The organism is Streptomyces sp. NPDC046866 (assembly GCF_040704625.1).
GTDB lineage: Bacteria > Actinomycetota > Actinomycetes > Streptomycetales > Streptomycetaceae > Streptomyces.
This window is the reverse complement of the sequence record NZ_JBEYXN010000004.1, coordinates 82,927-107,095: the sequence shown is the minus strand read 5'-3', so window position 1 is coordinate 107,095 and position 24,169 is coordinate 82,927. Positions and strand designations below refer to the sequence as shown.

General features: G+C 69.6%; 18 protein-coding genes. 6 read left to right on the top strand and 12 right to left on the bottom strand.

Features of this window, described 5'->3' with window-relative positions; all coding sequences use genetic code 11:
- Positions 1–134: 134 nt before the first annotated feature.
- Positions 135–1,388, bottom strand: coding sequence for an alpha/beta hydrolase-fold protein (locus AB0953_RS08885; RefSeq protein ID WP_366858719.1), 1,254 nt, complete (start codon positions 1,386–1,388; stop codon positions 135–137).
- Positions 1,389–1,539: 151 nt separating this feature from the next.
- Positions 1,540–1,977 carry a MarR family transcriptional regulator gene (locus AB0953_RS08880; protein ID WP_366858718.1) on the bottom strand — a complete coding sequence of 146 codons (438 nt, stop codon included), beginning with the start codon at positions 1,975–1,977 and terminating at the stop codon, positions 1,540–1,542.
- 79 nt (positions 1,978–2,056) lie between these two features.
- Here AB0953_RS08880 and AB0953_RS08875 point away from each other — a divergent pair, with 79 nt between their 5' ends.
- Positions 2,057–3,103 carry a superoxide dismutase gene (locus AB0953_RS08875; protein ID WP_366858717.1) on the top strand — a complete coding sequence of 349 codons (1,047 nt, stop codon included), beginning with the start codon at positions 2,057–2,059 and terminating at the stop codon, positions 3,101–3,103.
- Between the two features lie 31 nt (positions 3,104–3,134).
- On the opposite strand, the gene AB0953_RS08870 is transcribed toward AB0953_RS08875, so the two are convergent.
- Entirely contained in the window at positions 3,135–5,336 is a 2,202-nt protein-coding gene (locus tag AB0953_RS08870) for a DEAD/DEAH box helicase (RefSeq protein WP_366858716.1), read from the bottom strand.
- A 174-nt stretch (positions 5,337–5,510) separates the two neighbouring features.
- Between AB0953_RS08870 and AB0953_RS08865 the strand changes: the two genes are divergently transcribed.
- The 4 genes from AB0953_RS08865 (at position 5,511) to AB0953_RS08850 (ending at position 9,296) form a co-directional block, all read left to right on the top strand.
- Entirely contained in the window at positions 5,511–5,693 is a 183-nt protein-coding gene (locus AB0953_RS08865; RefSeq protein WP_366858715.1) for a hypothetical protein, read from the top strand.
- Positions 5,694–5,771: 78 nt separating this feature from the next.
- Complete coding sequence (locus tag AB0953_RS08860) at positions 5,772–7,517, top strand: hypothetical protein (RefSeq protein ID WP_366858714.1); 1,746 nt, start codon at positions 5,772–5,774, stop codon at positions 7,515–7,517.
- Between the two features lie 40 nt (positions 7,518–7,557).
- On the top strand, positions 7,558–8,568 hold the full coding sequence (locus AB0953_RS08855; protein ID WP_366858713.1) for a hypothetical protein: 1,011 nt from the start codon (positions 7,558–7,560) through the stop codon (positions 8,566–8,568).
- A 113-nt stretch (positions 8,569–8,681) separates the two neighbouring features.
- On the top strand, positions 8,682–9,296 hold the full coding sequence (locus AB0953_RS08850; RefSeq protein WP_366858712.1) for an antibiotic biosynthesis monooxygenase: 615 nt from the start codon (positions 8,682–8,684) through the stop codon (positions 9,294–9,296).
- Positions 9,297–9,441: 145 nt separating this feature from the next.
- Here the strand turns inward: AB0953_RS08850 and AB0953_RS08845 are convergent, their stop codons facing one another.
- The 9 genes from AB0953_RS08845 to AB0953_RS08805 form a co-directional block, all read right to left on the bottom strand.
- Positions 9,442–9,696, bottom strand: a complete 255-nt coding sequence (locus tag AB0953_RS08845) for a Txe/YoeB family addiction module toxin (protein ID WP_366858711.1) — start codon at positions 9,694–9,696, stop codon at positions 9,442–9,444.
- Positions 9,693–9,974, bottom strand: coding sequence for a type II toxin-antitoxin system prevent-host-death family antitoxin (locus tag AB0953_RS08840; RefSeq protein WP_366858710.1), 282 nt, complete (start codon positions 9,972–9,974; stop codon positions 9,693–9,695). Before AB0953_RS08840 ends, AB0953_RS08845 begins: the two co-directional genes overlap by 4 nt.
- Before the next feature lie 784 nt (positions 9,975–10,758).
- Positions 10,759–11,829 (bottom strand): hypothetical protein, encoded by a 1,071-nt coding sequence (locus AB0953_RS08835; protein WP_366858709.1) that lies wholly within the window; start codon positions 11,827–11,829, stop codon positions 10,759–10,761.
- Between the two features lie 103 nt (positions 11,830–11,932).
- Positions 11,933–13,339, bottom strand: coding sequence for an N-6 DNA methylase (locus AB0953_RS08830; RefSeq protein WP_366858708.1), 1,407 nt, complete (start codon positions 13,337–13,339; stop codon positions 11,933–11,935).
- Entirely contained in the window at positions 13,336–13,521 is a 186-nt protein-coding gene (locus AB0953_RS08825) for a hypothetical protein (protein WP_207824155.1), read from the bottom strand. Before AB0953_RS08825 ends, AB0953_RS08830 begins: the two co-directional genes overlap by 4 nt.
- Positions 13,522–13,746: 225 nt before the next feature.
- Positions 13,747–17,055 (bottom strand): type I restriction endonuclease subunit R, encoded by a 3,309-nt coding sequence (locus tag AB0953_RS08820; protein ID WP_366858707.1) that lies wholly within the window; start codon positions 17,053–17,055, stop codon positions 13,747–13,749.
- Positions 17,052–18,179: a restriction endonuclease subunit S gene (locus AB0953_RS08815; RefSeq protein WP_366858706.1), complete on the bottom strand. Its 1,128-nt coding sequence runs from the start codon at positions 18,177–18,179 to the stop codon at positions 17,052–17,054. The genes AB0953_RS08820 and AB0953_RS08815 overlap by 4 nt, the downstream gene beginning before the upstream one ends.
- Positions 18,172–19,806, bottom strand: a complete 1,635-nt coding sequence (locus AB0953_RS08810; protein WP_366858705.1) for a class I SAM-dependent DNA methyltransferase — start codon at positions 19,804–19,806, stop codon at positions 18,172–18,174. Before AB0953_RS08810 ends, AB0953_RS08815 begins: the two co-directional genes overlap by 8 nt.
- Positions 19,807–19,843: 37 nt before the next feature.
- The gene (locus AB0953_RS08805; protein ID WP_366858704.1) at positions 19,844–21,991 is read right to left on the bottom strand and encodes a hypothetical protein; all 2,148 of its coding nucleotides are present in this window, start codon (positions 21,989–21,991) and stop codon (positions 19,844–19,846) included.
- 352 nt (positions 21,992–22,343) lie between these two features.
- Between AB0953_RS08805 and AB0953_RS08800 the strand changes: the two genes are divergently transcribed.
- Positions 22,344–24,092: a DUF6119 family protein gene (locus AB0953_RS08800; RefSeq protein WP_366858703.1), complete on the top strand. Its 1,749-nt coding sequence runs from the start codon at positions 22,344–22,346 to the stop codon at positions 24,090–24,092.
- The last annotated feature ends 77 nt before the right edge of the window (positions 24,093–24,169 follow it).

Below are 24,169 nucleotides of genomic sequence, written 5' to 3'. Positions count from 1 at the left end.
GGTTCGGACCGATCGGTCCCCCTTACACCTTTTACAGAGGGTTCAACGACCGGGAGGGTTGCCTGGGACGGGTGTGACGTGGTGCGTGCGCCGCGCCCGCCCCGGCTCCGTGGGCCGGCGCAGGCGGGCGCGGGTCAGCCGGATTCGGGCTTCGGCGCTTTGAGCACCTTGCTGATCCACTCCAGGGAGCCCTCCTTCATGCCCCGGACGTAGTGCCAGCCGTTGTGCTCGCCGTTCTGGATGTCGCGGATGGTGGTCTTCACCGGCCCCTTGCCGTACTGCTGCTGGAACGCGAGCATCCGGTCCTTGCCGGTCTCCTTCGTGCCGACCTGGAAGTTGATGTAGACCTCGGGGCCCTGGGTGTCGATCAGCTTCCTGGCGAGCTTCTCCGGGTTGTTCGCGTCCATCTCCGCCTGGTGGCCCCTCCACAGCGGGGAGTCGGGGACGATCTCGCCGCCGCTGGCGATGACGGCCTTGAACTTCTCCGGGTACTGCAACAGCGTCTTCATGCCCACGAAGGCGCCGGAGGAGGAGCCCATGAAGGCCCAGCCGTCACGGGACTTGTACGTACGGAAGTTGGCCCGGGTGAAGTCCGGGACGTCCTCGGCGATCCACGTGCCCATCCTGGGCTGACCGGGGATGTCGGAGCCGTCGTAGTAGTACTTGCTGTCCGGGTTGAGCACCGGCATGATCACGATGTACGGCAGGCTGGTGCCGGCCTGGACGCCCTCGCTGATGGCCTTCTGCAGACCGAGGCTGCGGTCGGCCCAGTAGTTGGTCGGGTAGCCGTTGCCGCCGGGCAGCGCGATCAGCACCGGGAAGCCGCTCTTGGCGTACTTCGGGTCGTCGTACTCCTTGGGCGTCCACACCCACACGTCGCCGGCGAAGCCGGACTTCGGGCCCGCCAGGCGGGTCTTGGCGATGACGGTGCCGTCGTCGAGCTTGGCGGTCTGCTTGAACTCGGCCTTCGGGCCGGCCGGCAGCTGCACGTCCGGGTCGCCGGTGGGCTTGGCGGGGACCTGCGGGGTGCCGGGCGCTGCGCTTGCGGTGTCCCCGGCGGCGGGCGGCCGGTCCTTGCCGGAGCCCACCGCGTCGCCGCTTCCGGAGAACCACTCCTGCTTCCAGGCGGCGAGGCCTCCGCCGGCGAGCAGCAGCACCAGGGCGAGGGCCGCGCTGATCCACATCGTGCGGCGCGAGCGCTCGGCCGACTGCGGCTGTATGGACTGTGCGGGCTGTGCGGGTCGGACGGGGTCATGGGGCTCGCCCGGCTCGCCGCCGGGCGGCGGCCGGCGGCCGTGGTGCTCCCCGTACGGGCGGCCGGGCCGGTCACCGTACTGCGGCGGCTCCCCCTGCTGCGGCTGCTGCGCCTGTTGCGGGTACTGGTGCACGGCATTCGCTCCGAACGGTCATGCCTGCCCCTTCGAAGGGACAGAACGGCTGGGCTCCCCCTGGTTCTGATGTGCGAATCCCGCGGTCAGTTCCCACATCCGGCAAAAAGACGATCCGCGACCCATGTGCCGCGAACCCCGGCGCGGGACGTCACCTCTGGGTCTCGAGCACCTCGGCGCACCGCCCCAGCAGCCGGACCAGCAGCTCCCGCTCCTCGTCCGTGAACGCGGCGGCGAGCGCGCGCTCCACCCGTACGGCGCCCTCGTCGGCCAGCTCCATCGCGGCCCGCCCCTCGTCCGTCAGCCGGGTCTCCAGCACGTTGCGGTGCCACTCGTGCGGGGTGCGCTCGATGAAGCCGCGCTCCTGGAGGTTCTTCAGGACGGTGTTCATCGTCGGCGGGGTCACCCCGCACAGGCGGGCCAGGGCGGCGGCGGAGATCCCGGGCTTCTCGGCGAGCCAGAGCAGGGCGGCGTACTGCGGAACCGTTACTGCAGCCGGCTTGCACGCGGTGTTCTTCGCCGCGAGGAGCGCCTGCTCGGCGCGCTTGATGTGCGCGCCGATGCGCTCCTCGGGAGGCATGGACGTCATCCCGGCATCCTAGTGCCCTTGCGAGCATTAGAGCTCTAACTTATGTTCTTGTTCACCTACACGGAAGAGGACACACGCTGTGCTGAAGAAGAAGGCCGTGCCGGCCGCGTCCCGGCCGCTGCTGCCCGCCGCCCTCCTGGCCCTGACCACCGCACTGACCCTGGCCGCCCTGCCCGCAGCGCAGGCCGCGCAGCCGGCGCAGGCCACCACCCCGTCCGCCCCGTCCGCCCAGGGCGTCAAGGACTGGAGCATCTCCACCGCCTTCACCCTCCCCGGCGAGAAGGTCTACCCCGAAGGCATAGCCACCGACCCCCGCACCCATGCCGTGTACGTCGGCTCGTACGCGGACGGCACCGTCTACCGGGCCCTGCCCGGCCGTTCCGCCGCCGAGGTGTTCCTGCCCGCCGGGACCGACGGGCGGCACACCGCCAACGGGCTGCGCGTCGACCCCCGCGGCCGCCTGTGGGTGACCGACTCCACCGCCGGCGTCGCCGTGTACGACACCGCGTCCGGGGCCCGCCTCGCCCACTTCGAGGTCGCCGGGAGCGACCCCCGCTTCATCAACGACCTGGCCTTCACGCCCGACGGCACCGCCTACCTGACGGACAGCGTCCGGGCCGTCCTCTACCGGGTCACCCCGGCGCAGCTCGCCGCGGGATCCGGGGAGCTGGAGGCCGCGTACGACCTCAGCGGCCGGCTCACCCCGTACCCGGGCCGCTCCTTCAGCCTCAACGGCATCGCGGCGGACCCGGCCGGGCGCTACCTGCTCACCGTGGACATGATCGCGGGCGACCTGCACCGCGTGGACCTGCGCACCGGGGCGCTGTCCCGCGTCGACCTCGGCGGCGGCGACCTCACGCACGCAGACGGGCTCGACCTCGCACCCGACGGCAGCCTGCGGGTGGCCCACAACACCACCAACACGCTGACCCGGTGGCGCGTGAACCACGACGGCACCCGGGCCCGCCTGGTCCGTACGATCACCGACCCGTCGCTGCAGATCCCGACCACGCTCAGCCACACCGCCGGCCGGACCCTGGTCGTCCGCTCCCAGTTCGACAAGGGCGGCCCGATGGGCCCGGGCACTCCGGGCACGTTCACGGTCGCGGCGGTGCGCGGCCTGTAGGGCCGGACGAGCCGGGGCACGGGGCCGCTGCTCAGCGGGCCGCGCCGAGCCGCTCCTGCTCCTCCTCGACGATGCGCCGGGCCAGCGCGGTGTCCGAGACGTCGACCGCCTCGGGCGCCGACTCCGCGACCGCGCTGCGCCTGGCGTACGCGTCGAACGTCCGGGACTTGCGTTCCAGTACCGCCAGGAGCCGCTGGTCCACCCCCTCGGTGGCCAGCAGCCGGTGGACCCGTACGGCACGCACCTGCCCCATCCGGTGGGCGCGGGCGACCGCCTGCGCTTCCGTGGTCGGCTTGAGCTGCGGCTCGCACAGGATCACCACGGACGCCGCCTGGAGGTTCAGCCCGATCCCGCCGGCCTCGATCTGAGCGAGCAGCACCGCGTGCCCCGCCGCGGCGGCGAAGCCGTCGACGATCCGCTGCCGCTGCGCGGCCGGCACGCTCCCGCACAGGGGGCCGAAGAGCGGGGCGGGCCCCCCGCCGGGCGGCCGGCGTACGAGCGCGTCCTCAACCGCGCCCAGCACGTCCCGGAAGGAGGAGAAGACGACCACCTTCAGCCCGTTCGCCGCGGCGTCCGCGACCAGCTCGCGCAGCCGCCGCAGCTTCGCCGACTTCTCGGGCCGGGCGTACGCCGCCCGCCGCATGGCCGTGAAGTTGCCGTCCCGGACGGCGGCCCGGTAGGCCTCCCGGTCGCCCGCGCCGGGCTCCTCCCACTCGTCGGTCCACTGCAGGGCCGGCAGTTCGGCGAGCACGTCGCGCTGGTTGCGCCGCAGGTACGCCGGCGCCACCGCCGCGCGGAACGCGGCCGGGCCGGCTGCGGTCTCGACGTCCCCGGTCCCGGAACCGGCCTCGGGGCGCAGGAGCCGTACGAGGCTGCGGAACTCGGCGACCCGGTTCTCCATCGGCGTGCCGGTGAGGAAGAGGACGTACGGGCAGGGGCCCGCCCAGTCGGCGACGGCCGCACTGCGGCGGGTCTGCGGGTTCTTGACGTGGTGCGCCTCGTCCACCACGAGCATCGCCGGCCCGCCCTCGGCGGGCCGCGGGAAGCCGGCCAGGGCCTGGAAGGTGGTCACGGCGACGCCGCCGCGCCGGCACCACTCCGCGAACGCGTCCTGGCGGCCGGGACCGTGCAGCACGACGGCCCGCAGGGTGCTGCGGGCCTCGATCTCGCGGGTCCAGTTGATCAGGACCCCGGCCGGGCAGACGACGAGGAAGCGGCCCTCCCCCTGCGCGGCGAGGTGCGCGAGGGCCGCGATCGCCTGGACGGTCTTGCCGAGGCCCATCTCGTCGCCGAGGACCACCCGCCGCTGGGCGAGGGCGAAGCGGGCGCCGAAGGCCTGGTAGCCGCGCAGCGGTACGCGCAGGGCGGTGGTGTCGAGGAATTGGGCCCGCACGCGGGCGGCCACCGCCTCGGGCAGGAACCCCTCGGCCGCGGCCGGGTCGGGGCGGCCGCCGGCGAGCTCGGTGATCTGCGCGAGCAGCCCGTGGTACTCGGCGGAGCGCAGTTCGAAGCCGACCCAGGCCGCCGCCTCGTCGGCGGTGCCGCGCAGCAGGTCCACCGACGCCTGCCCGAGCAGCAGCCCCGTCCCCTCCCGCTCGGCCTGCCGCACGAGCCGGCCGATCCCGGTGACGGCGGCGAGCGCCCGCTCCCGGCGCGCCCGGCGCTCGCGGCCGGACCAGCGCAGGCGCAGCAGCCGCAGCCGCCCGAGCCGGCCGGCGGCGGGGGCCGCGTCGGCGAGCAGCGGTCCCAGCCCGGAGTCGAGCGCCTCGGCGGCGGCGACGGCCCGGCGCACGTCGGGCCCGGCCTGAACGAGCAGGTGCAGGGCGGCGACCAGGGCCGTGGTCCCGGGCCCGGGCCGGTCGACGTCGAGGTGGACGGCGACGGTCTCGCCGACGGCCTCGGCGAGCTGCCGGGCCGCGGCGAGCGCCTGGTCGGCGGTCTGCCGCCCGACGCCGGGCAGCAGCCGCAGGCGGTGCGGGCCGGCGTCCAGCACCCTCTGCACGGTGTCGAAGCCGGCGGCCTCGATGACGGCCACCCGCAGCCGGCCCTCGGTGACGTCCTTGAGGCGGCCGACCGGGATCCGGCTCAGCTCGGCCCGCGCCAGGGCGGCGTGCAGCGGCGCCCAGGCCTCGCGGACCGCGTCGACGGCCCGCCGGTGGTCCTCGAGCAGCCCTCGCGCCGCCGCGTGCAGCCGCTCGCCCGCGCCGATCACTTCGGACGCCCTGAGCCGCATGACCCCTCACTCCTCGACTGCCCCGGCCGGGTACCGGCTGGACGCAACCTACCGCGGGGACGGGAGAGGCCCGGGCCATCCATCACTCTCGGTAACGCTTCGACGTGCGAGGGTGACGTCCGGATGCCAGCATGATGACGCCCCCTCCCCCCCACAACGAGGAGCGAAACAGACATGGCACGCAAGCAGTCCCCGCAGGACAAGGCCTCCCAGCTCAAGCAGGACAGCAAGAAGAAGATGCAGGAGGCCAAGGACCGCTCGAAGGACCCCTCCCGCATGACCGACGACATGGACAAGGACATGGACATGGAGGAGGACCGCCCGGGCCGCCAGCAGCCCCCGCGCGCCACGTTCTGACGCACTGCCAACGACGCGCCCGCCTTCCCGGCGGGCGCGTCGCCGTCATGACGAGTCGTTCCCGCCTGGAGGCGTGTGGTGCCGAACGAGGGAGGCGCTGCAGACGAAGCGGGCGGCACCCCGCCGGACGGGGTGTCGCCCCCGGAGATCCCCGAGCCGCAGGACACCGGCGAGACGGCCGGTCACGGCGGCTGGAGCTGGCTGTGGCCGGCGATGGCGGTGGCGGCCGCTGCCATCCCCACCGTACTGACCGCGGTGCAGCAGCTGTTCGGGGTCAGGACGGGCCGGGTCTCCGCGGTCCTGGTGCTGGCGGCGGCGCTGGCCGCCTCGGTCCTCCTGGCGCGCAAGACCCTGCAGGAGAAGCTGCCCGGGGCCTCGAGGGGCGTGCGCGTCCTCTTCTCCGCCGTCCTCGTCGCCGTCTTCGCGGGCGCTTCCTTCGTGGTCGTCCGGTTCCCGGAGAACGCGGCGGTCCCGCTGCACCGGTTCAGCGGGACCCATGACGTGGCCGTCGTCGGCTTCACGCAGGGGGAGCAGCATGCGGGACAGGACCAGAGGGTCCTCGACGATGTCGCGGACACCTTCACCCAGAGCCTGAAGGGCCGGCTCCCGCAGGGTGCGACCGCGTGGAACTACGCGGAGGCGTCCCAGCGCCCGCCGCTGGCCGAACTGTCCCGCCCGGACCACCGCGGACTCGACGAGTGGACCAGGAGGTTCACCGACGAGACGAACGCCGGCATCGTCATCGGGGGCATCGTCACCTCCGATGCTTCGGGCCAGGCCGGGCTGCAGCCCGCGTTCTCGGTCCGCCCGGACCAGGTGGTGGACGCTCCGGAGCTCACCGGCTGGTACCTCGGAGCACCGATCCTGCTGGACCAGAGCTGGGCCTCGCCCCGCGGCCGCGCCGGGGTCGTCGCGGAACTCGTCCGGCGGACGCGCGGGCTCGCCACCTTCATGGACGCGCTGGACGCGTGGCGCTACGGCGCGGCCCGGCAGGCCGCCGAGCTGCTCGCCGACCTGCTGCCCTCCGGCGGCACGGGCACCCTGCCGGGCGACACCGGGTTCGTCACGCCCGATCTCGTACGGCTCTTCCACGGCCACGCGCTGGAGCAGGCGGCCGCCGGGGAGCCTGCGGACACCGCTTCGGCCCACCTGCGTGCCGCCCGGGCCGACTACGAGGCGATCGCTTCGGACGGACCACTCGGCCGCCGCGCCCGGCTCAGCCTGGCCGGCAACACGTACCTGCTGGCGCTGAGATCGGCGCCGACGTGCAAGGCCGGCGAGGTGGACGACGCGGAACTGAAGGGGGTGGCGGCGACCCTGCGGGCACTCGCGGACGATCCGCGGTTCACCGAGATCGGCCGCCTGAAGGCATCGGTCAACCTGGCCCAGGTGGAGCAGTGCCGGGTGACGGCGGATCCGGCCCGGGACGACGGCACCGTGGACGCGGCCGTGCGGCGGGTCCGCGAGGCCGGCGGCGACAGCAGCGCGGTCAGGGAGCTGAAGGCGCTCGCCCTGTCGGTCGGCGCCCAGCACGCGGCCGGCCGCGGCGACCTGGCCACCGCGGTCACCACGATCCGGGAGGCGGTCTCCCTCGAACCCCGCTTCATCCGGCGGGCGCTGTGGCTGGGGCTCGCCGCCTCCTGGTCCTACAGCCGCTGCGATCTGGCGACTGCCGACCGGGTCGCCGAGGAATCGCTCGCGCAGCTGCGCGCGGCGGTCCAGCAGGGCGAGGCGAACGCCCAGCGCCTGGAGGGCTACCGCACGCTCTTCCGCCAAGAGGCCACCGCCGCCCGAGGCCGCTGCCCGGGGCCGGCGCCGCGCTGAGGACGGACCGACGGGACCCACCATGAAGGCGAGGACGCGCATGACCACCCACAGAAGACCGACCGCATGGCTCGCGGTGCTGACCTGCGCCTGCGCCCTGGCCGCCTGTGGCGGCCCGGACAACGGCGGCGGGCATCCGGCGGACCGCTCCCGCTCCCCGTCGGCCCGGGCCATGACCTCCGAACCGCCCCCTGCACCCACGCCCCCCGCGCCCACACCCCCCTCACCCCCACGCCCCTCACCCCCGCACCCGCCTCCTCACCCGCCCTCTCACCCGCCCTCTCACCCGACGGACGGAACCGCGGACTCCCTCCTCGCGGACCAGATCGCGCTCCTCGCCGCGGGCGACGGCGCGTCGCCCGACTGCCCTGCGGACCTGTCCCGGCTGCCGGGGCTCGGCAGCCCGGCGGTCTGGATCGGCAACATCGCCGGGAAGCAGCGCGTGACCTTCCCCGAGGAGTCCGGGCTCTGCCTGAGCGGCTTCTCGGACGCCGAGCCGGTGCAGATCACCGTCAGCACGGGAGCCGGCCGGTACACCACCTCCGTCCAGCCCACCCCCGGCCCGCCCACGGGCTCCCAGGACGAAGCGCCCGACTCGCTCTTCCGCGGCGGCACCTTGGCGGCGCACGAGGTCGGCGGCGGTGTGATGCAGAGCGAGCAGTGGTGGTTCATCCCGCCCGACGGAGCCCGCGAGGAACTCGCAGCCTCCGGCAAACTCACCCTCCGGGCGACCCAGGGCTCCCTCACCGCCGACTACGAACAGCCCGTACAACTGCCGGACCGGCCGGAGCGCATGTGGGTGACCCCGGTCAGCCACACCCTGCTCGTCTACGGCTTCGAGCCGGGGAGCCGCATCCCCATCGGCCTGTACAAGGAGGACGTCCCGGACGAGCACGCCGTTCTGGTCCGCCGTATCGGCACGGTCACCATGCCCCGCTCCCGAGCCGCGACGTTCACGGTCCCCGCCGGCGTCCTGGCGGAGACCCGGAACCAGGGCCGGTTCTGCGTAACGGTCCCCCTCCCCACCCAGTACAACTGCCCCACCCTCTGACCGCGGTCCCTTCACCTGATTGCCCCCGCCGCCTTGCCCGCGGTGCGCCGGGGCCCTCGCATGGAAGGGGGACGAGGGCCCGTGCGGGCCACCGGACGGCAGGAAAGGGCGCTATGTACGTTCGCAGCATCTATGCAACGGGTGATCCGGCCGGGCTCGGCGGGGTCGCCGAAGTGCTCCGGACCGAGGGGCGCGAGCTGCTGTCGGCGCAGCCGGGCTTCCGCGGGATGGGGCTGTTCGTCGACCGCGAACTCGGCAAGCTCCTGGTGGGTTCGTGGTGGGAGGACGCGGCCTCCCAGCAGGCCAGTTACGACAACCTGAGCACGCAGCGGGCCGAGATGATCGGGTCCTTCGCGCAGACCATGACGGTCGAGCGCTGGGAAGCGGCGGTCGCCCGGCGCGCAGAGGACATCGGGCCCGACGCGGGGTTCCGGCTGGTCCGCATGGACGTCGAGTCGCCCGCCATCGACCTGCTGGTGGAGACGTTCCGCGACACCGCACTGCCGAGGCTCCAGCAGGTTCCCGGCATGGCCGGCATCTCGCTGCTCGTCGACCGCGACCGGGGCAGAGCCGCCGTCGGCGCGCTCTACACCGACCGGGAGGCGCTCGCGGCATCCCGCGGCACCGTCGCGGCGGTCCGCGGAGAGGCCACGGCGAAGGTCGCCGCGAAAACCACCAGCCTGGAGGAATTCGAGGTCGTACTCGCCACGGCGGTCCCCCACACCTGACCACGCCCACGCAAAGGGACCGATCGAAAAGCCGGCACCACGTCATCACGCGCACGCAAAAGGGGTCGGACCCAGCAGAGTCCGACCCCTTCTGACTCGCATGTTTGACGAGCAACATCCCGGCACCGCCGCCCCGCATGAGCGGTCAGTAGTGGTAGCGAGCCACGAGAATGACGATCTCCTTCTCAGTCACCAAGTAGACGAGGCGATGCTCGTCGTCGATTCGCCGCGACCACGCCCCGGGCAAGTGGTACTTCAAGGGCTCGGGCTTACCGATCCCTGAGAACGGGTCACGTCTGACGTCCTCGATGAGCTTGTTGATCCGGGCGAGCATCTTGCGGTCGTTCTTGAGCCAGGACGTGTAGTCCTCCCAGCCCTGATCCTCGAAGACGAGCCTCACGCGGCACCCGGATCCGCGTCCGCCGAATCCGGATCGATCAGCTCGCGCTCTGACACGTTGACATGCGCCAGGGCGTTCTCGTACGCCTTGAGGAGCCGGCGGGCGTTCGCCGGGGAGCGCAGCAGGTACGAGCCCTCGCGCAGCGCCGCGTAGTCCTCGGCCGAGACGAGCACGGCATTGCCGTGCTTGGAGACGATCTCGATGGCCTCGTGGTTCTCGTTGACCTTCTTGATCAGCGGAAAGAGTTCCCTGCGGGCTTCACTCGCGGTTATGGACATGACCTGACCTCTCCCCTCAAGTGGTACCTGATAACGTACCACTCTCGCGACCCGTCGGGCGGGTCACATGCTGACGGCCGACCGGATTTCCCAGCACCATCCCCAGCACGGGAAACAGCAAGGAGCCGGCGCCTGGGAGGAGCCGACCCCTTCTGACCTGCATGTGGGCCGCGTCAGCGACGGGCTGTTATTTCATCCGCTCACACGTTGAACCTGAACTCCACGACAAGGCTCTGACCTGCGGAAATACGGGCGCATCCCAGCACCATCCCAGCACGGGATGCACGACAAAGTACAAGAAGACCGAAGATCGCCAACGCTACCCGGAAGCGCCCGCACACGCCTGAATTCTGCGGAACTTCTACGAGCGCCACATCAGGCTCGCGCCACCGCACCGAACCTCGCAAAGCAGCACAGCGCTCGCGCTCACTCGCGGTCTCCCCGGACGCCAGCGGCCAGCTCCGACGCCTGGCCGCCTCCCAGAATGTACGTCCAGACCTTAGGGCCGGCGCGAGCGTCCGCGGGTCCCGTATACCCCCGGTTTGGCGGGGCATAGTCAGAAGCTTCCGCGCTGTCGCAGGTCAGCCTGCGTAGCTCAGCGGGTGGAGCAGGCGCCTTCTAAGCGCTTGGCGGCAGGTTCGAGTCCTGCCGGTGGCGCCCAAACATGGCTGGTCAGGGCTCTCTCGGACCGCCAGCGGAGAAACGGTGCGCGCGGTACTGCGCCGTTCGTTCAGAGCGTTGGATTCCGTGCTCCAGAGAGGGGCAACGTGGATCAGCTCGGCATTCAGCTGGCCGAGGTGAGACGCGCCAGGCCCCCCTTCTCCAGCTCGTGCACCACCAGCTCCTCCATCACGTGTCGCTCCCTGGCGGAGGCGTAGGCGAGGTCGTGCAGGGCAGCAGCACGCCTGGCGAAGTCCCGCCTCACCGCATCGGTCGGCCAGGGGATCTTGTAACGGGAAAAGTCCTTGCGCCTCATCGCGCGGGCCTGCTCACCCTGCGTAACGGCCGTCAACTCCCGCCTCCGGTAACGCAGCGAGTGCAACAACCACATCCGATCGACCTCGGACTCCGTGTACATCGCGAGCGTCCGCCGACCTGGCACTACCGGGGTAGTAGTGAGCACGGTCCGCACCTCCCCGGGACGGGGCGCGATCAAGAGGCTGCCGGACGGGCATACAACCTCCGCTTGCGCCACGGTGCGTGAAGTCACTGCACCCAGATGTACTGTCTTGCAGTTCAGTACTTCGCGGGGAGACACCCACGGCATAGCCGACTGCTCGCTGTCCGGCAGAGACTGTGCCGCACCAGCCGTAACCTGACACACTTCGCCCACTGCACGCTCGGTAGCGGGACCTTGCCCGCACGTCTGCAGCGCCTCCATGAAATGCGCATCCGCTAGTTCCGTCGCGCAAGACACAATCCGGGTGTTCAACGCATTCTTGCGCTCAGCAAGCGAGATCAGAGAAAGCAGCCTCTCCCGCACCGGCGCTGGAGGCACTGGCACGGGAAGTCGGTTGAGTGCCTGCAGAGGTAAGGTCATGTGCTCGGCGTTCGACGAGGACAGCGTGAGATAGCTCTGGCTCTGCGAGGTCTTCAGCCACCATCGAAGCCACAGATCCCATTGTTGGGCGCGGCCCTCTGGTGTCCAGCGGACGACCGCGAGCGACCTGGCGACATTCCATCCTGCGTGCTCCTCCCCTGCAACTGCCGCCTCCCCCACGCGCCCCACGAGCACGACAAGGAGGTCCCCAGACCTCAGCGTGCTGCGTGGGTGGCGTTTGGCCACCTCGGGAGGAACAAATGTGAACTCCTGGACGTGCACACCTCCCTCGACAATCTCTGTGGCGCGGATCATAGGGATTCCGCCGGATGCCTTCTGCTGTCGCGCAATTCCGTAGGCGGCGTACTCGACCCCAGGGTACTCACGCAACTCAACGAGGGGCCACGGAGTGGGGACATCATCCGATTCTGTAGTCATGCCTGCTCTCCAGGGCATCACGGACTCGGTTCCTGGCTGCGGCGCTACGATCCATGCACTCATACAGCTCGGCCTTCCGGTTCCGGTCTCCGTCACTTGAATGCAACTGCGCGGTGCCCCCGTTCCGTACGTAGCGTGCGGGAGTCAGATCGAAGCCCGCCTCAGCGATTTCCTTGTACCTCGCCGCACGGCACCATGGGACGGATTCAGGGTCCCCCTCGCCCTCACGGCGTCGAAGTCCCTGCCATTCACCGAAGATCTGCAGCAGGCGTTCGGCCGAGTCCTTTGCGAAGTGGCGCCGCTGCCCCTCCTTCGCCGCTGGCAGTTTCCCTGCATCCGCGAACAAGACCTGATCGGAGTGCGGCCGCTCCCCTTTGGCCAGCAGCCACAGCGCCGTGCTCGCGCTGGCGTGCGGAAAGAGCCACGTCGGCAAGGCCACGACGCCCACGACCAGACCGTTCTCCAGCAGCCCACGGCGGATCAGTCCGTCGGTGCTGTTGCTGCTGTGCGCCGCACCGGAAGACAGCAGAACGACGGCCCGTCCTTGTGGCGTGAGATCGGCAAGGATGTGCTGGACCCAGGCGAAGTTCGCGTTACCCGGACGTGGCACCCCCAGGGTCCACCGCCAGTCGTCCTTCAGTTCACCGTGCCCCCAGTCCCGCTGGTTCACAGGAGGGTTGGCGACGATCACGTCGGCCGGTATCGGTGAAGTGCCGGCCCTGAGGGTGTCAGTTCCTTCCTTGCCGAGGTCGGCAAGGAATCCGTGCAGGGCGAGGTTGACGGCTGCGGCATAACGCGCCGTCCGGTTGATATCCGCACCGGACAAGCGCACTTCACCCCCCTGTGCCCGAGCCCGCTGTGCGGCGGCGCGCAGCAGTCGCCCGCTGCCGCACACCGGGTCCCGAACAATCTCGCCTCCTCGGGGAGCGGCCAGCCCCGCGAAGAGGTACGCCAGGTCGTTTGACGTGAAGTAGTCATCGCCACGCGCATAGCGTGTCGAGTATGTGTCGAGGAGCACGTCAAGGAGCCTCGGGTCCGGATCCAGCTGCCGCACCTCCGCGATCAGCTCACGGAGGGCCGGGTCGATGAGCTCGAAGGGACGGCTCACACCTTCGTCGCGATACGCAGGAAGACTGTGGGCGCGAGCAACGGGCGTACGCGGCCACACTGCGCCGAGCCTGGCCCCCGCTGACTCCGAACCCGGCCCCCACAACCGGTCCACCTCCGCCAGTGATCCATGGCGGGACCAGCAGTGAAGGTAGACCACTTGAAAGGCAAGCCGGTACGTCGTCGCGGCATCGGCGACGCTGCGTAGCTTCTCGACGGCCCGCAGCACTCGCCGGTACTTCAGCCGCCCCTCTTCGTTCGCCCATTCCTCCTGGGTCACGACGACCTCAGCCAGGAGACGACCGCCAGCCCGATGAGAACAGTGGCTCCGCAGGCGGCACCACCGTTCTGGATGGCCGTAACGACCTCTCCCGCGCCCACGAACTCGAGGATGCCGGCCACGAGCCCCACCACCACGGACGCCAGGACGACCACGACCAACAGCAGCGCTCGCTGCGACATGCCACAACTCCCTCGGTTCCACCAGCAGTTAGCAGTTCTGCGGTTCGTTCCGCGGACTTGAAAGTAGTGGCCTGCTGCACCTCACGTCTCGCAGCACGGGAATTTGCTTTTGCCGTAAGGCGGTCGGGCGCAGCCCCTGCCGACCCCGCGAAGGACATCCGGTCGGGCAGACAACCGCCCCGGCAAACAGACGCTTGCCGGGGCCAGAAGCGAGATGAGCGAGGGCTATGCGGCGGTGGCCGAGCCGTCCTGGGACCACTTGTCGGCGAAGTGTTCCATCTGACGGATCACCAGGTCGATCGCTTCCTTGGACTGCTCCGGCGGGTAGCCATGACGGGCCAGGAGGCGCCTGATGGTGGCGCGGAGCCTGGCCCGGACCGGCTCGCGGGCGATCCAGTCCTTCTTGAGGTTCTTGCGGACCTGGACCACGAGGTCCCGGGCGATGCCGGAGAGGATCTCGTCGCCCATGAGGTCGCGGGCGCTGCCGAGGTCGGCGACCGCGTCGTAGAAGGCGAGTTCGTCGTCGCCCAGCGGCGGGGTGAACTTCTCACCTCGCCGCGCGTCCTCCGCAACCGTCTTGGCCAGTTCCACCAGCTGGGCGATGATCTCGGCGCTGGTGAGCTGCTGACGCATGTAGCGGGTCATCAGGTCCTGAAGGCGCTCTGAGAAAGCGGTCTGGCGGACGATGTTGTGCCGGGTCTGCTCGCGCATCTTCTGCTCGACGAGGCGGCGCAGGGCTTCGGCGGCCAGGTGTGGGGTTTCGCTGTTCTGCAGGCGGCCGACGAGGGCGTCGTTGAGGTGGGTGAGGTCGGCCTTGTCCAGTCCGGCCTCGGAGAAGAGGTCGGTGACGCCGCCGGTCTCCACGACGGCGGAGGTGAGCTGGGAGAGGTAGAGGGCGACGTCGCGGGCGACGGGCAGGCCCTGGGCTTCGCGGTCCATGGCGTCGAGCTTCGCCATATACGTACGGACCTCGACGAGGAACTGGATGTCGCGCTTCCAATACGGCTGGTCGGTGAACCGGGAGGAGATGTCGGCGGATGAGCCGGCCAGGGCGAAGAAGCGTTCCAGGCGGTAGCCGTGTTCGCGGAAGCGGCGGCTGAGGGTCTGGTTCGGGTCGTCGAGCTGGTCGGGGTTGTTGCCCGGGGTGGCGGGGCTGCGGAGGTACTCGGCCGTGGTGTAGGCCGCCTTGACGAAGGCCTTCGCGTCGGGGCGGGAGAGGCGTTCGCGCCAGTTCCAGTCGAGGAGCATCTGGTCGAGGATGTCGTACTCGTTGCGGAGTTCGTCCAGGGCTCGGTCGATGTCCTGGCCGAGGGTCCGGTCGGCCTGGTCGTCGGCGGAGTACTCGGCGATGGCCTTCTGGAGGTTCTCGGTGAGCGGGGCGTAGCCGACGAGGAGGCCCTCCTCCTTCTTGCGGAAGCGGCGGTTGACGCGGGCGAGGGCCTGCATCAGGCCGGCACCGCGGAGCGGCCGGTCCAGGTACATGGTGTGGATGGACGGCGCGTCGAAGCCGGTCAGGAGCATGTTGTTGACGATGAGGAGCTGGAGTTCGTCCTCGGGGTCCTTGGCGCGGTTGATGACGGCCTTGCGCTGGGAGTCGCGCAGGGCGTGGACGCGCAGTTCCTCGGAGTCCTTGCGGGAGTCCGAGGAGTAGACGATCTTCATGGCGCCGGTGGTGGGGTCGTCCGTGTGCCAGTCCGGGCGCAGTTCGCGCAGGGCGTCATAGACGCGGACACAGATCTCTCGGGTTGCGCAGACGAGCATCGCCTTGCCGGGGGCGCCGCCGGGTGCGTCCTCGGCGTCCGCGACGAAGGGCAGCATCGCCGCACGGCGTGCTTCCCAGTGTTCGACCAGGTCCTGGGTCAGGTCGCGTATCCGGGCGGGGGCGCCGTACATCGCGTTCATGGTGGCGACGGCCTGCTCGACGCGGGCGCGCTCGGTGTCGTCCAGACCATCGGTGATGCGGTCGGCCTCGCTGTCGATGGTGGTGGGGTCGACGTCGTGGTCGAGGACGAGCTGGACGACACGGCTCTCGTGGTAGACCTTCACGGTCGCGCCGTCGTCGGCGGCCCGCTTGAGGTCATAGGTGTCGATGTAGTCGCCGAAAACCTCGCGGGTGTTGCGGTCGGCCTCGGAGATCGGGGTGCCGGTGAAGGCGAGCAGCGTGGCGTGCGGGAGCGCGTCGCGCAGGTGGCGGGCGTAGCCGTCCAGGTGGTCGTAGTGACTACGGTGGGCCTCGTCGACCACGACGACGATGTTGCGCCGCTCGGAGAGGAGCGGGTGGTCGGTCCCGGATTCCTTTTCCTGCTTGGTACGGCCGAACTTCTGCAGGGTGGTGAAGAGGATTCCGCCGGTGCGCTTGGCGGCGAGCTCTTCGCGGAGTGCGGCGCGGTTGAGGAACTGGTGGGGCTGTTCCGGGAGGACCTCGCTCTCCTTGAACGTGTCGAACAGCTGGTCGTCGAGGTCGGTGCGGTCGGTGACGACCACCACGGTGGGGTTGTGCAGGGCGGGGTCGCGCATGACGAGGTTGGTGGTCAGCACCATCTCCTCGGACTTGCCCGAGCCCTGGGTGTGCCAGACCACGCCGGCCTTGCCGTCGGTCGCGGCGGCGCGGCGCACGGCGTCGGCGGCCCGGGTGACCGCGAAGTACTGGTGCGGCTTCGCGATCCGCTTCATGCGCTTGGCCGGCACGAAGTTGATGAAGGACCGGACGAGGGCGAGGAAGCGGGGCTGGGTGAACAGGCCGTGCAGGGCGAGGTCCTGGCCGGTCGGGATGTCGGCATCGGCGTCGGCGTGGACGGCGGCAGCGTCCACGGTGTCCACGCGGGCGCCGAACTCGTCGGTGTTCCACGGGGCGAAGTGCTCGTACGGGGTGAAGGGGGTGCCGTACTTCGCGGTGATCCCGTCGGAGAGCAGCACGACCTCGTTGTAGCGGAAGGCGGTCGGGAACTCCTCGACGTAGTGCCGGATCTGGGTGTGCGCGGCGGCCAGGGTGGCGTTCGGGTCGCCGGCCCGCTTGAGCTCGATGACGGCGAGCGGAAGCCCGTTGACGTACAGAACAAGGTCGAAGCGACGGTTGCACTCACCGTTGATCACGGTCACCTGGCGGACTGCGCGGTACGTGTTCGCGTCCGCGTGCTCCAGGTCGACGATCCGGACGGTCGGCGTGTGCTCGGCGCCGAGCGCGTCGGTGTACGTGACGGAGTGGATGCCGTCGGTCAGGTAGCCGTGCGCGGTCCGGTTCTCCTCGTACGTGTCCTGGGAGGTCGGGGTAGCGGCGGTCGCGAGGGCCTCGCGGACTGCCTCCGGGGGGAGGGCGGGGTTCAGCCGCTCGATGGCCTCGCGGAGATCGGAGTACAGGATCAGGTCGTCCCAGGAACGGCGGTGACCGGAGCCGGGTGCGAGCTCATTGCCCTCGGCCTTCGGCCAGTCGAGCTCCACGAGCTCTTCGAGGGCAAGGAATTCCCAGTCGATTTCGAGGGGGCGGAAGTTGTCGGGGGTCTCGCTGCTGCCGTCGTCGTTCCCGCGCGTAGTCATACGTGGTCCTCGACAATCTTCTCGGCGTCCTTGACGCGGATGCGGCCGGACATGAGTTGGGGGAGGAGGGTGTCGCGGAGGGTGGCGAGAGTGCGGGACTCGCTCTCCAGCGATTTCATGTGCGCAAAAGCGGCAGAGGCTTCCTTTCCGAACGCTGCGAGCTGCTCGGTGTCAGGACTCCTCACTGAATAGTTCGAAGCGTCTGCCGCACTGACTCGTTGACGCCCAGATGAGCCAACCATGTTCCGGATGGCGTGTTCACGGAACCGAGGGTCGCGAGCCAGGAAATAGCTCAGCTCGCTTGGGACTCCCGGAAGGGAACGCAGCACGATGAACTCGGTAGAGCCGACCCCGATCTCTCCGTCCTCCATGAAGTTGACGTAGCCGGTCTTACCGTTCTCCAGGCAAGGAGTGATACGCGCCATAAGCGTGTCACCATTCATGAAACGGGGGCCAGACTTCGGCTCACGCCGAGTCCAGGACGGAATTCCAGCACGACTCGTCTGGAGCGCCGCCATGTCCACATAGACCGGTTCGGCAGCGGCAGGCTTGCCGAGCTTCGGTCCGAAAGCGATGAGATCCGTAATCGGCATCTCAGATTCACCGTCCGGCTCGTCACCAAGACCTAGCTCAGCGAACCGGCACTGGAGCAGCTGCTCGTAGGTGGCCGCGATGCGCTCATTGACGGCGATCTTGTCGTCCAGCGCCCCGAGAACAGCCGCAATCGAGCGCTGTTCATCGGGATCCGGAAGACTAATGGGAATCTTCGTGATGTAATTCCTGTTAAGCATTGGCTGGGCGGCTCCAGAATTGTATCCAGAAAAATCGATCTCCCCCAGCAGGTGATAGACAAACCTAGGGTCATTCCCCAGAAAGTCGGTCACGTAAAGCGAAGTGTTCAGCGGCCAAAAATCTTCGCCACAGTATGTGGCATGCCCCATGGAGGCCCCAGCGCGACCAACAACGACGCCGGGGGCCTTCACGATCGCCGTGTCATGAAATCCGCTTGGCCCAGCCGCTCCGACCACTGGAACGTTTCCCGGGTTCCGGCTCGTCGTCGGAAGATCGTGGCCACGACGCAGCTTCACAAGCTGGTCAAGCGTAGTGCGAGTCCATTCAGACATCGACCCTCCCCAGCTGCTCGCGCACCGTCTTCGCCAGCTCGTCCGACTTGTCGAACAGCTCGTACAGCTCCCCCGTCAACCGTGCGATCTTGTCTGCGACTGCCTCGGCGGCCTCTTCCTCCGCCTCCGCCGCTCCGACGTACCGCCCCGGCGTCAGCACGTACCCGTGCTCCTGGACCGTCTTCAGGTCCGCGCTCGCGCAGAACCCCGGTACGTCCGCGTACGACTCCCCAGCGTCCTTGGCGCTCGTCGTCCCGCGCCACGCGTGGTACGTCCCCGCGATCTTCTTGAGGTCGTCCTCCGTCAGGACGCGCTCAGTACGGTCGACCATCTCGCCCATGTCCCGGGCGTCGATGAACAGGATCTCGCCCCGCCGGTCCGCAGCAGCGACCTTCTGCCCCTTCACACCCCCCGGCGACTTGTCCTTCGCCAGGAACCACAAACAAGCCGGAATCGCCGTCGTCCGGAACAGCTGGGCCGGCAGGGCGACCATGCAGGCCACCATGTCGCCGTCCACCAACGCCTGCCGGATCTCGCCCTCACCGCTCTGCTGGCTGCTCATCGAGCCGTTGGCGAGGACGACACCCGCCGTTCCCCGCTCCCCCAGCTTGCTGATCATGTGCTGGAGCCAGGCGTAGTTGGCGTTACCCCTCGGCGGGACGCCGTACTTCCACCGCGCGTCCGACTCGTTGCGCGCCCAGTCCTTGATGTTGAAGGGCGGGTTGGCCATGACGTAGTCGGCCTTGAGGTCCGGGTGCTTGTCGTCGGCGAAGGTGTCGCCCCAGCGGGCGGCGAGGTTGCCGTCGATGCCGTGGATGGCGAGGTTCATCTTGGCCAGGCGCCAGGTGCGTTCGTTGAGCTCCTGGCCGTAGACGGAGATGTCGGCCTTGTGGCCGCGGCCACGGTGGGCCTCGATGAACTTGGCGGCCTGGACGAACATGCCGCCGGAGCCGCAGGCCGGGTCGTACACGCGGCCCTCGTACGGTTCCAGGACCTCCACCAGCAGGCGGACGACGCTGCTCGGGGTGTAGAACTCGCCGCCCCGCTTGCCTTCCGCGCGGGCGAAGTTGCCGAGGAAGTACTCGTAGACCTCGCCGAGGACGTCCTGGGCGGGCTTGTCGTCGCTGCCGCCGAAGCGGGCGTCGGTGATGAGGTCGACGAGTTCGGCCAGGCGCTTCTTGTCGACGTTGTCCTTGTTGAAGATCTTGGGGAGGACGCCGGTCAGCGACGGATTGGCCTTCATGATGGCGTCCATCGCCTGGTCGAGGACCTCGCCGACGTTGCCGCTCTTGGCGTTGGCGGAGATCGAGGACCAGCGGGCGTTCTCGGGGACCCAGAAGACGTGGTGCCCGGTGTACTCGTCCTGGTCCTCCAGGAACTCCTCCAGGCGGTCCTCGGCGATGCCTTCCTCCGCGAGCTCCTTGGCGAGCTGTTCGCGGCGCTCTTCGAAGGCGTCGGAGACGTACTTGAGGAAGATCAGGCCGAGGACGAACTCCTTGTACTGGTTGGCGTCCATGGAGCCGCGCAGCTTGTCGGCGGCCTTCCAGAGGATGGCCTGGATCTCCTTGGGCGTGGAGGCGGTGAACAGCTCCGCCTGGTCGGCGGGCTTCTTCTTCCGGGGAGGCATGGGCGCTCGGGTCTCCTTCAGGAGTCGGACGAGAGATTCAGACGAGAGGGGGTTCGGTGAGGGTCAGCGTGCCGTCGACGAGGCCGGCGGCGGTCAAAGCGGTCAGGTCGTCGAGGGCCGCCGCGTGCTGGCGAAGCAGGGCCGTGCGGCGGGCGATGTCGGCCAGGAAGGCGTCGTAACGCTCGGCCTCGTCGCTGGGGAGGTCGGGGATGAGGAGATCCTCTATGCGGCGGGCGGAGCGGACCGCGCTGCTCACCCGCCGGTGTTCGGTGGCCGCCGAGCGCAGGAGCGCCGCCAGGACGCGAGGCCGTACGGGATGCTCGGCGTCGGACCGTGCGCGCAGGACGCGGGCGGGGAAGGCGACCACCGACAGGCCCTCGTCGTCGACGTACGCGCCGAAACTCGGGGTGGCGGTGACGACGATGTCGCCGGGTTCGGTGAAGTAGGCGTGCTCGTAGGTGTTGAGGAGTACGGCGCGGTCGATGCGGTGGCTGCCGACCGGCGCGCTGCCGGTGATCTCGGCCGGGGTGAGGACGGTGTAGTGGCCTGCGCCGCCGGTGAGGAGGTGTTCGGCGGCGATGCGATGGCCGGGCAGCCGGCGCAGGCGGCGGTCCTTGAACAGGCGGGCCACGGTGGTGCGGCGGGCCGGCTGGTCGTCGGGGCGCAGGACGGCGTTGGCGCGGATCGTGGGCGCGTGGTCGAGGGCGCTGCGGGTGGCGTCGATTAGCTGCTGGAGGCGGAGTTCGGTCTCGGAGATGCGGGCCGGGCGTTCGACGACGGTGCGGGTGTAGCGGTCGGCGTGCGGGCGGTGCTGCGGGGTGAACGCGGCACCGGGTGCGCTGGTCAGCGCGGTGGCCCGGACGACGGCGGCGTTGCGCGGTTCGTGGCAGCTGTCCGCCCGCCAGCCGGCGTCGCGGAAGATGTCGATGTCCTCGGCCAGTGCGTCCAGGGTCTGCGGGGTGAGGGTGCGTGAGGAGAGGTCGGCGAGGAGGACCTGTCCGGTGCGCTTGTCTTCGGGGGTGCGGTGCAAGATCCAGATCGCGGTGCGGTGGGCCGGGCGGAAGGGGAGTACGCCTTCGGGGAGGCTGATCGCGGCCTTGAGGAGGTGCTGTTCCAGGAAGTCCCGGCGGAGGCGGTCCGCTTCCCCGCGTGCGGGCAGGGGCCGGACGAGCGCGTCGGCGGGTCCCAGGACGACGGCCATGCAGTCCTCGGCGAGGAGGTCGGTGAGGTCCTGCAGGCTCTGCAGAACGGCGAGCGGGCTGCGGGTCTCGGCCGCCTCGTAAGGGAGGCAGCAGGCGATGACGTGCGGGTTTCCCCAGTCTTCCGTAGCCAGTTCCTCGCCGTCGGCAAGGTCCATCTCGAATTCCTGGACGCCCTGTGCCATGAGGCGGCGGCGGGCGAGCCGGGCCAGGTCCGGCATCGGGTCCGCGGAGAGGAAGAAGGGTGAGTTCTCGGCATCGGACACGGATTCGCGCAGGGCGACCAGTAGATCGCCGCTCCGGGGATGCAGGACGGCGGCCGTTGCCCCTTCCTCGCACTCGTTCAGTCGCGCGAGGCCGGTCAGGCGGGCCATTGTCTGGCTCACCGGCGGAATCGGTTCATCGGCGGCGAGGTCGTCGCAGCCGAGGCGGCGGCGGGCGTCCATGACTCGTTCGAGCGCTTCGGCCGGGGTGTAGGCGGCCTCGGTGAGCTGGTCGGCGAGCATGGCGAGCAGGGGGCCCTGACGGTCGGCGTCGGGCAGGTCGCGCAGCTCTCTTCGGAGGAAGGTGTCGTCGAAGTCGGTCTCGGCGGCACGCTCCAGGATCGCCTGCCAGGGCAGGTCCGCGAGCGGTTCGTCGAGGAGCTGACGCAGGCAGAGCAGTGCGGTCACCGTGTCGACCAGCGTGCGAGCGGGGATCGCGCGCCGCCAGGCAGACAGGGTGTGCAGCACAAGCTCCGCCCGGATCTGGCCGGCGTCGGCATTACCGCGGCCGGTGGACAGAAGCCATTCGGCGACTTCACGGCCGTCGAAGAGCGGGCTGGCCCCCTCGTAAGCGACGGGCTCGGGGAAATCCGCGTGCCGGCGGGCCCAGGTGGTGACGACGGGACGTTGGACCTGGGCCAAGGTCCCAATTTCGGCGTAACTGATCCGCCAAAAGATCTCCTCGGGCAGGATGGGATCGGTCGCTTCACGTGCGCCAGCCATGCGGTTCCGTTCCCTTCGTGACGACTGCCTCGTGCTCTCGGTCGAGAACGTTTCTCCCAGGGCACCTCACACGCTACAGCCGGTCGAGCTCTCAACTTCGCCAGCGGTTGATAACCAGGGTTATCAGGTTCTCGAACAATTTAACCTCCAATCTTCTGGCACCGTCGTCACCATCACCCCGGCACCACCCGCCGGGACGCCAGCCCCATACGAGTCCAACCGCATCGGCGTCCTCATCGCCGCACCTCTGCTCCCTTGCCGGGCGCTCACCCCTGTCCGCCTCGACACCACCCGTCCCGTAAGGCCGCTCGTGTTACCGAACCGCACCGCAACCTCGCCCCAGGAGACCTCTGTGTCCAGCACCGCGTCGAAGCGCACCCTGTACCGCCTGACCCACGTCAAGGCGACCCCTGAGTCGATGCTCGAAGCCCTCGACGTCGACGCCCTCGACGCCCTGGACGCGGTCGTGCGCGACGTCAGCGATCACATGGGAGTTCCCGCCCTCGCGGTGTCCTTCGCCGTAGCGAAGGAGGAAGCCGCCTGGGGCAAGGACATCCTCCGGCTCGCCGGCGAATCGGACCTGCTGCAGAGCGAGCAGCGCACCGGCGCACTGCTCGTGCTCGCCGTCGACGACGTGGTGTACGCGATCGGCTTCGACCAGGGCTACCGGCTTCTCCCCGCCCAGCTCAAGGACGCGCACTTCGGTCTGTCCTTCGGTATCCGCGCCATCAACCCGCGTCAGGTGCGGGACTTCACTGCCAGCGTCCTCGGCCAGGCGCGCATCGACAGTTCCCTGATCCCTGCCGGCGCCTCCGTACCGGCACTCGGACTCCGGGACCACGGGCGGATCATCCGCCACCTCGGCGGCTACCTCGACGAAGTCGAACTCACCGCAGGGAGCGGCACTAGGAACGGGGCCATGACCGCGGAGGGCGGCATCGGTCTCCGTATCAAACTCGGCACCACCCCCGCCACACTGGTCAAGGACATCCGCGCCATCGCCGCGATCTGCGAGCACGTCGTTCCCCACCCCGACCTGGCCTTCGTCGAGCACATCACCGCGGTCAAGGACGCTTCCCTCATCGACGCGCTCGATGCGGAACTGGACGCCACGCTCGGCCGTCCCGCAGACGGCCGGATCATCACCGCCGTCCCCTTCTCCCAGAGCACAGACCTGCCCCGGTCCACCGCCTGCACCATCAAGATCGGGTCCTGCCCGCCTCACCTCCGGGACGAGTTCAGTCTCGACTACGTCCTGGAGCGGGCCCGTGTGATCAAGGCAGGCGCCCGCGTCACGGCGCTCCGGCAGGGCACCGTCGAACTATTTCGTGACACGCTCTCCGCACGGACCGCGCTCGCCCCGCGCACCGCCTCCCTGGAAGCCCTGTCCAAGGAAACCGCCATGAAGTGGATCGAGGCCACTTTCTCCCTCGACTCCCGCACGTTCTGTCTGCTCGACGGTGAGTGGTACGAGCTCGGGGCGGGCTACCTGCGCAACGTCAACGAGACCGTGGCTCCCTTGTTCCCCGACACGCCCTCCGTCGATCTCCCCCGCTGGCCGCTCGTCGAGAAGCTCAACAAGAAGGGTATGCGCGTGATGCGTCCCGTAGACGAAGGCGACTACAACAAGCTGGCCGCCCAGGCCCGTCGCGGCTGGGTCTGCCTGGACAAGAAGAATGTCCACAACCCCTTTCGGGCAAGCAACTCCGTCGAGATCTGCGACCTGTTCACCGAGGACGACACTCTTGTCCTCGTGAAGCCCGTGCACTCCTCAAGCCCGCTGAGTCACCTGTTCAGCCAGGCGCGCGTCTCCGTTGAGCTCCTCTTCGAGAACGCGGCCGTACGCGCGGAGTTCGCCCGGTCCGTACACGTCAACAGCGATCCGGCCCGCAGCGTCCCCGAGGACTTCACCCCGCGCCGCGTCGTCTTCGCGATCCTTCTGAAGGACGGAGCCAAGCTCACGCCGGACTCCCTCTTCCCGTTCTCCGCCATCACCCTGGCCCAGACCGCGAAGGCCCTCGCCGCTCGCGGCGTGACCGTCGAAGTCATCGGCGTCGAAAGCGAGTCGGCCCAGTCCGCCATGCGCGACGAGGCTGCGTAGCCGCCCGGGACTCTCGCCGTAAACACGCCCTCTATATCTCTCATCCGAACGAGGAGTCCTTTCAGCAGCCCAGAATT

Excerpts from the sequence above, each read along its gene's own strand:
- AB0953_RS08855 (WP_366858713.1), top strand. The coding sequence starts at position 7,558 with ATGACCACCCACAGAAGACCGACCGCATGGCTCGCGGTGCTGACCTGC.
- AB0953_RS08825 (WP_207824155.1), bottom strand. The coding sequence starts at position 13,521 with ATGTCGCAGCGAGCGCTGCTGTTGGTCGTGGTCGTCCTGGCGTCCGTG.
- AB0953_RS08850 (WP_366858712.1), top strand. The coding sequence starts at position 8,682 with ATGTACGTTCGCAGCATCTATGCAACGGGTGATCCGGCCGGGCTCGGC.
- AB0953_RS08810 (WP_366858705.1), bottom strand. The coding sequence starts at position 19,806 with ATGCCTCCCCGGAAGAAGAAGCCCGCCGACCAGGCGGAGCTGTTCACC.
- AB0953_RS08880 (WP_366858718.1), bottom strand. The coding sequence starts at position 1,977 with ATGACGTCCATGCCTCCCGAGGAGCGCATCGGCGCGCACATCAAGCGC.
- AB0953_RS08870 (WP_366858716.1), bottom strand. The coding sequence starts at position 5,336 with ATGCGGCTCAGGGCGTCCGAAGTGATCGGCGCGGGCGAGCGGCTGCAC.
- AB0953_RS08865 (WP_366858715.1), top strand. The coding sequence starts at position 5,511 with ATGGCACGCAAGCAGTCCCCGCAGGACAAGGCCTCCCAGCTCAAGCAG.
- AB0953_RS08805 (WP_366858704.1), bottom strand. The coding sequence starts at position 21,991 with ATGGCTGGCGCACGTGAAGCGACCGATCCCATCCTGCCCGAGGAGATC.
- AB0953_RS08840 (WP_366858710.1), bottom strand. The coding sequence starts at position 9,974 with ATGTCCATAACCGCGAGTGAAGCCCGCAGGGAACTCTTTCCGCTGATC.
- AB0953_RS08820 (WP_366858707.1), bottom strand. The coding sequence starts at position 17,055 with ATGACTACGCGCGGGAACGACGACGGCAGCAGCGAGACCCCCGACAAC.
- AB0953_RS08815 (WP_366858706.1), bottom strand. The coding sequence starts at position 18,179 with ATGTCTGAATGGACTCGCACTACGCTTGACCAGCTTGTGAAGCTGCGT.
- AB0953_RS08835 (WP_366858709.1), bottom strand. The coding sequence starts at position 11,829 with ATGATCCGCGCCACAGAGATTGTCGAGGGAGGTGTGCACGTCCAGGAG.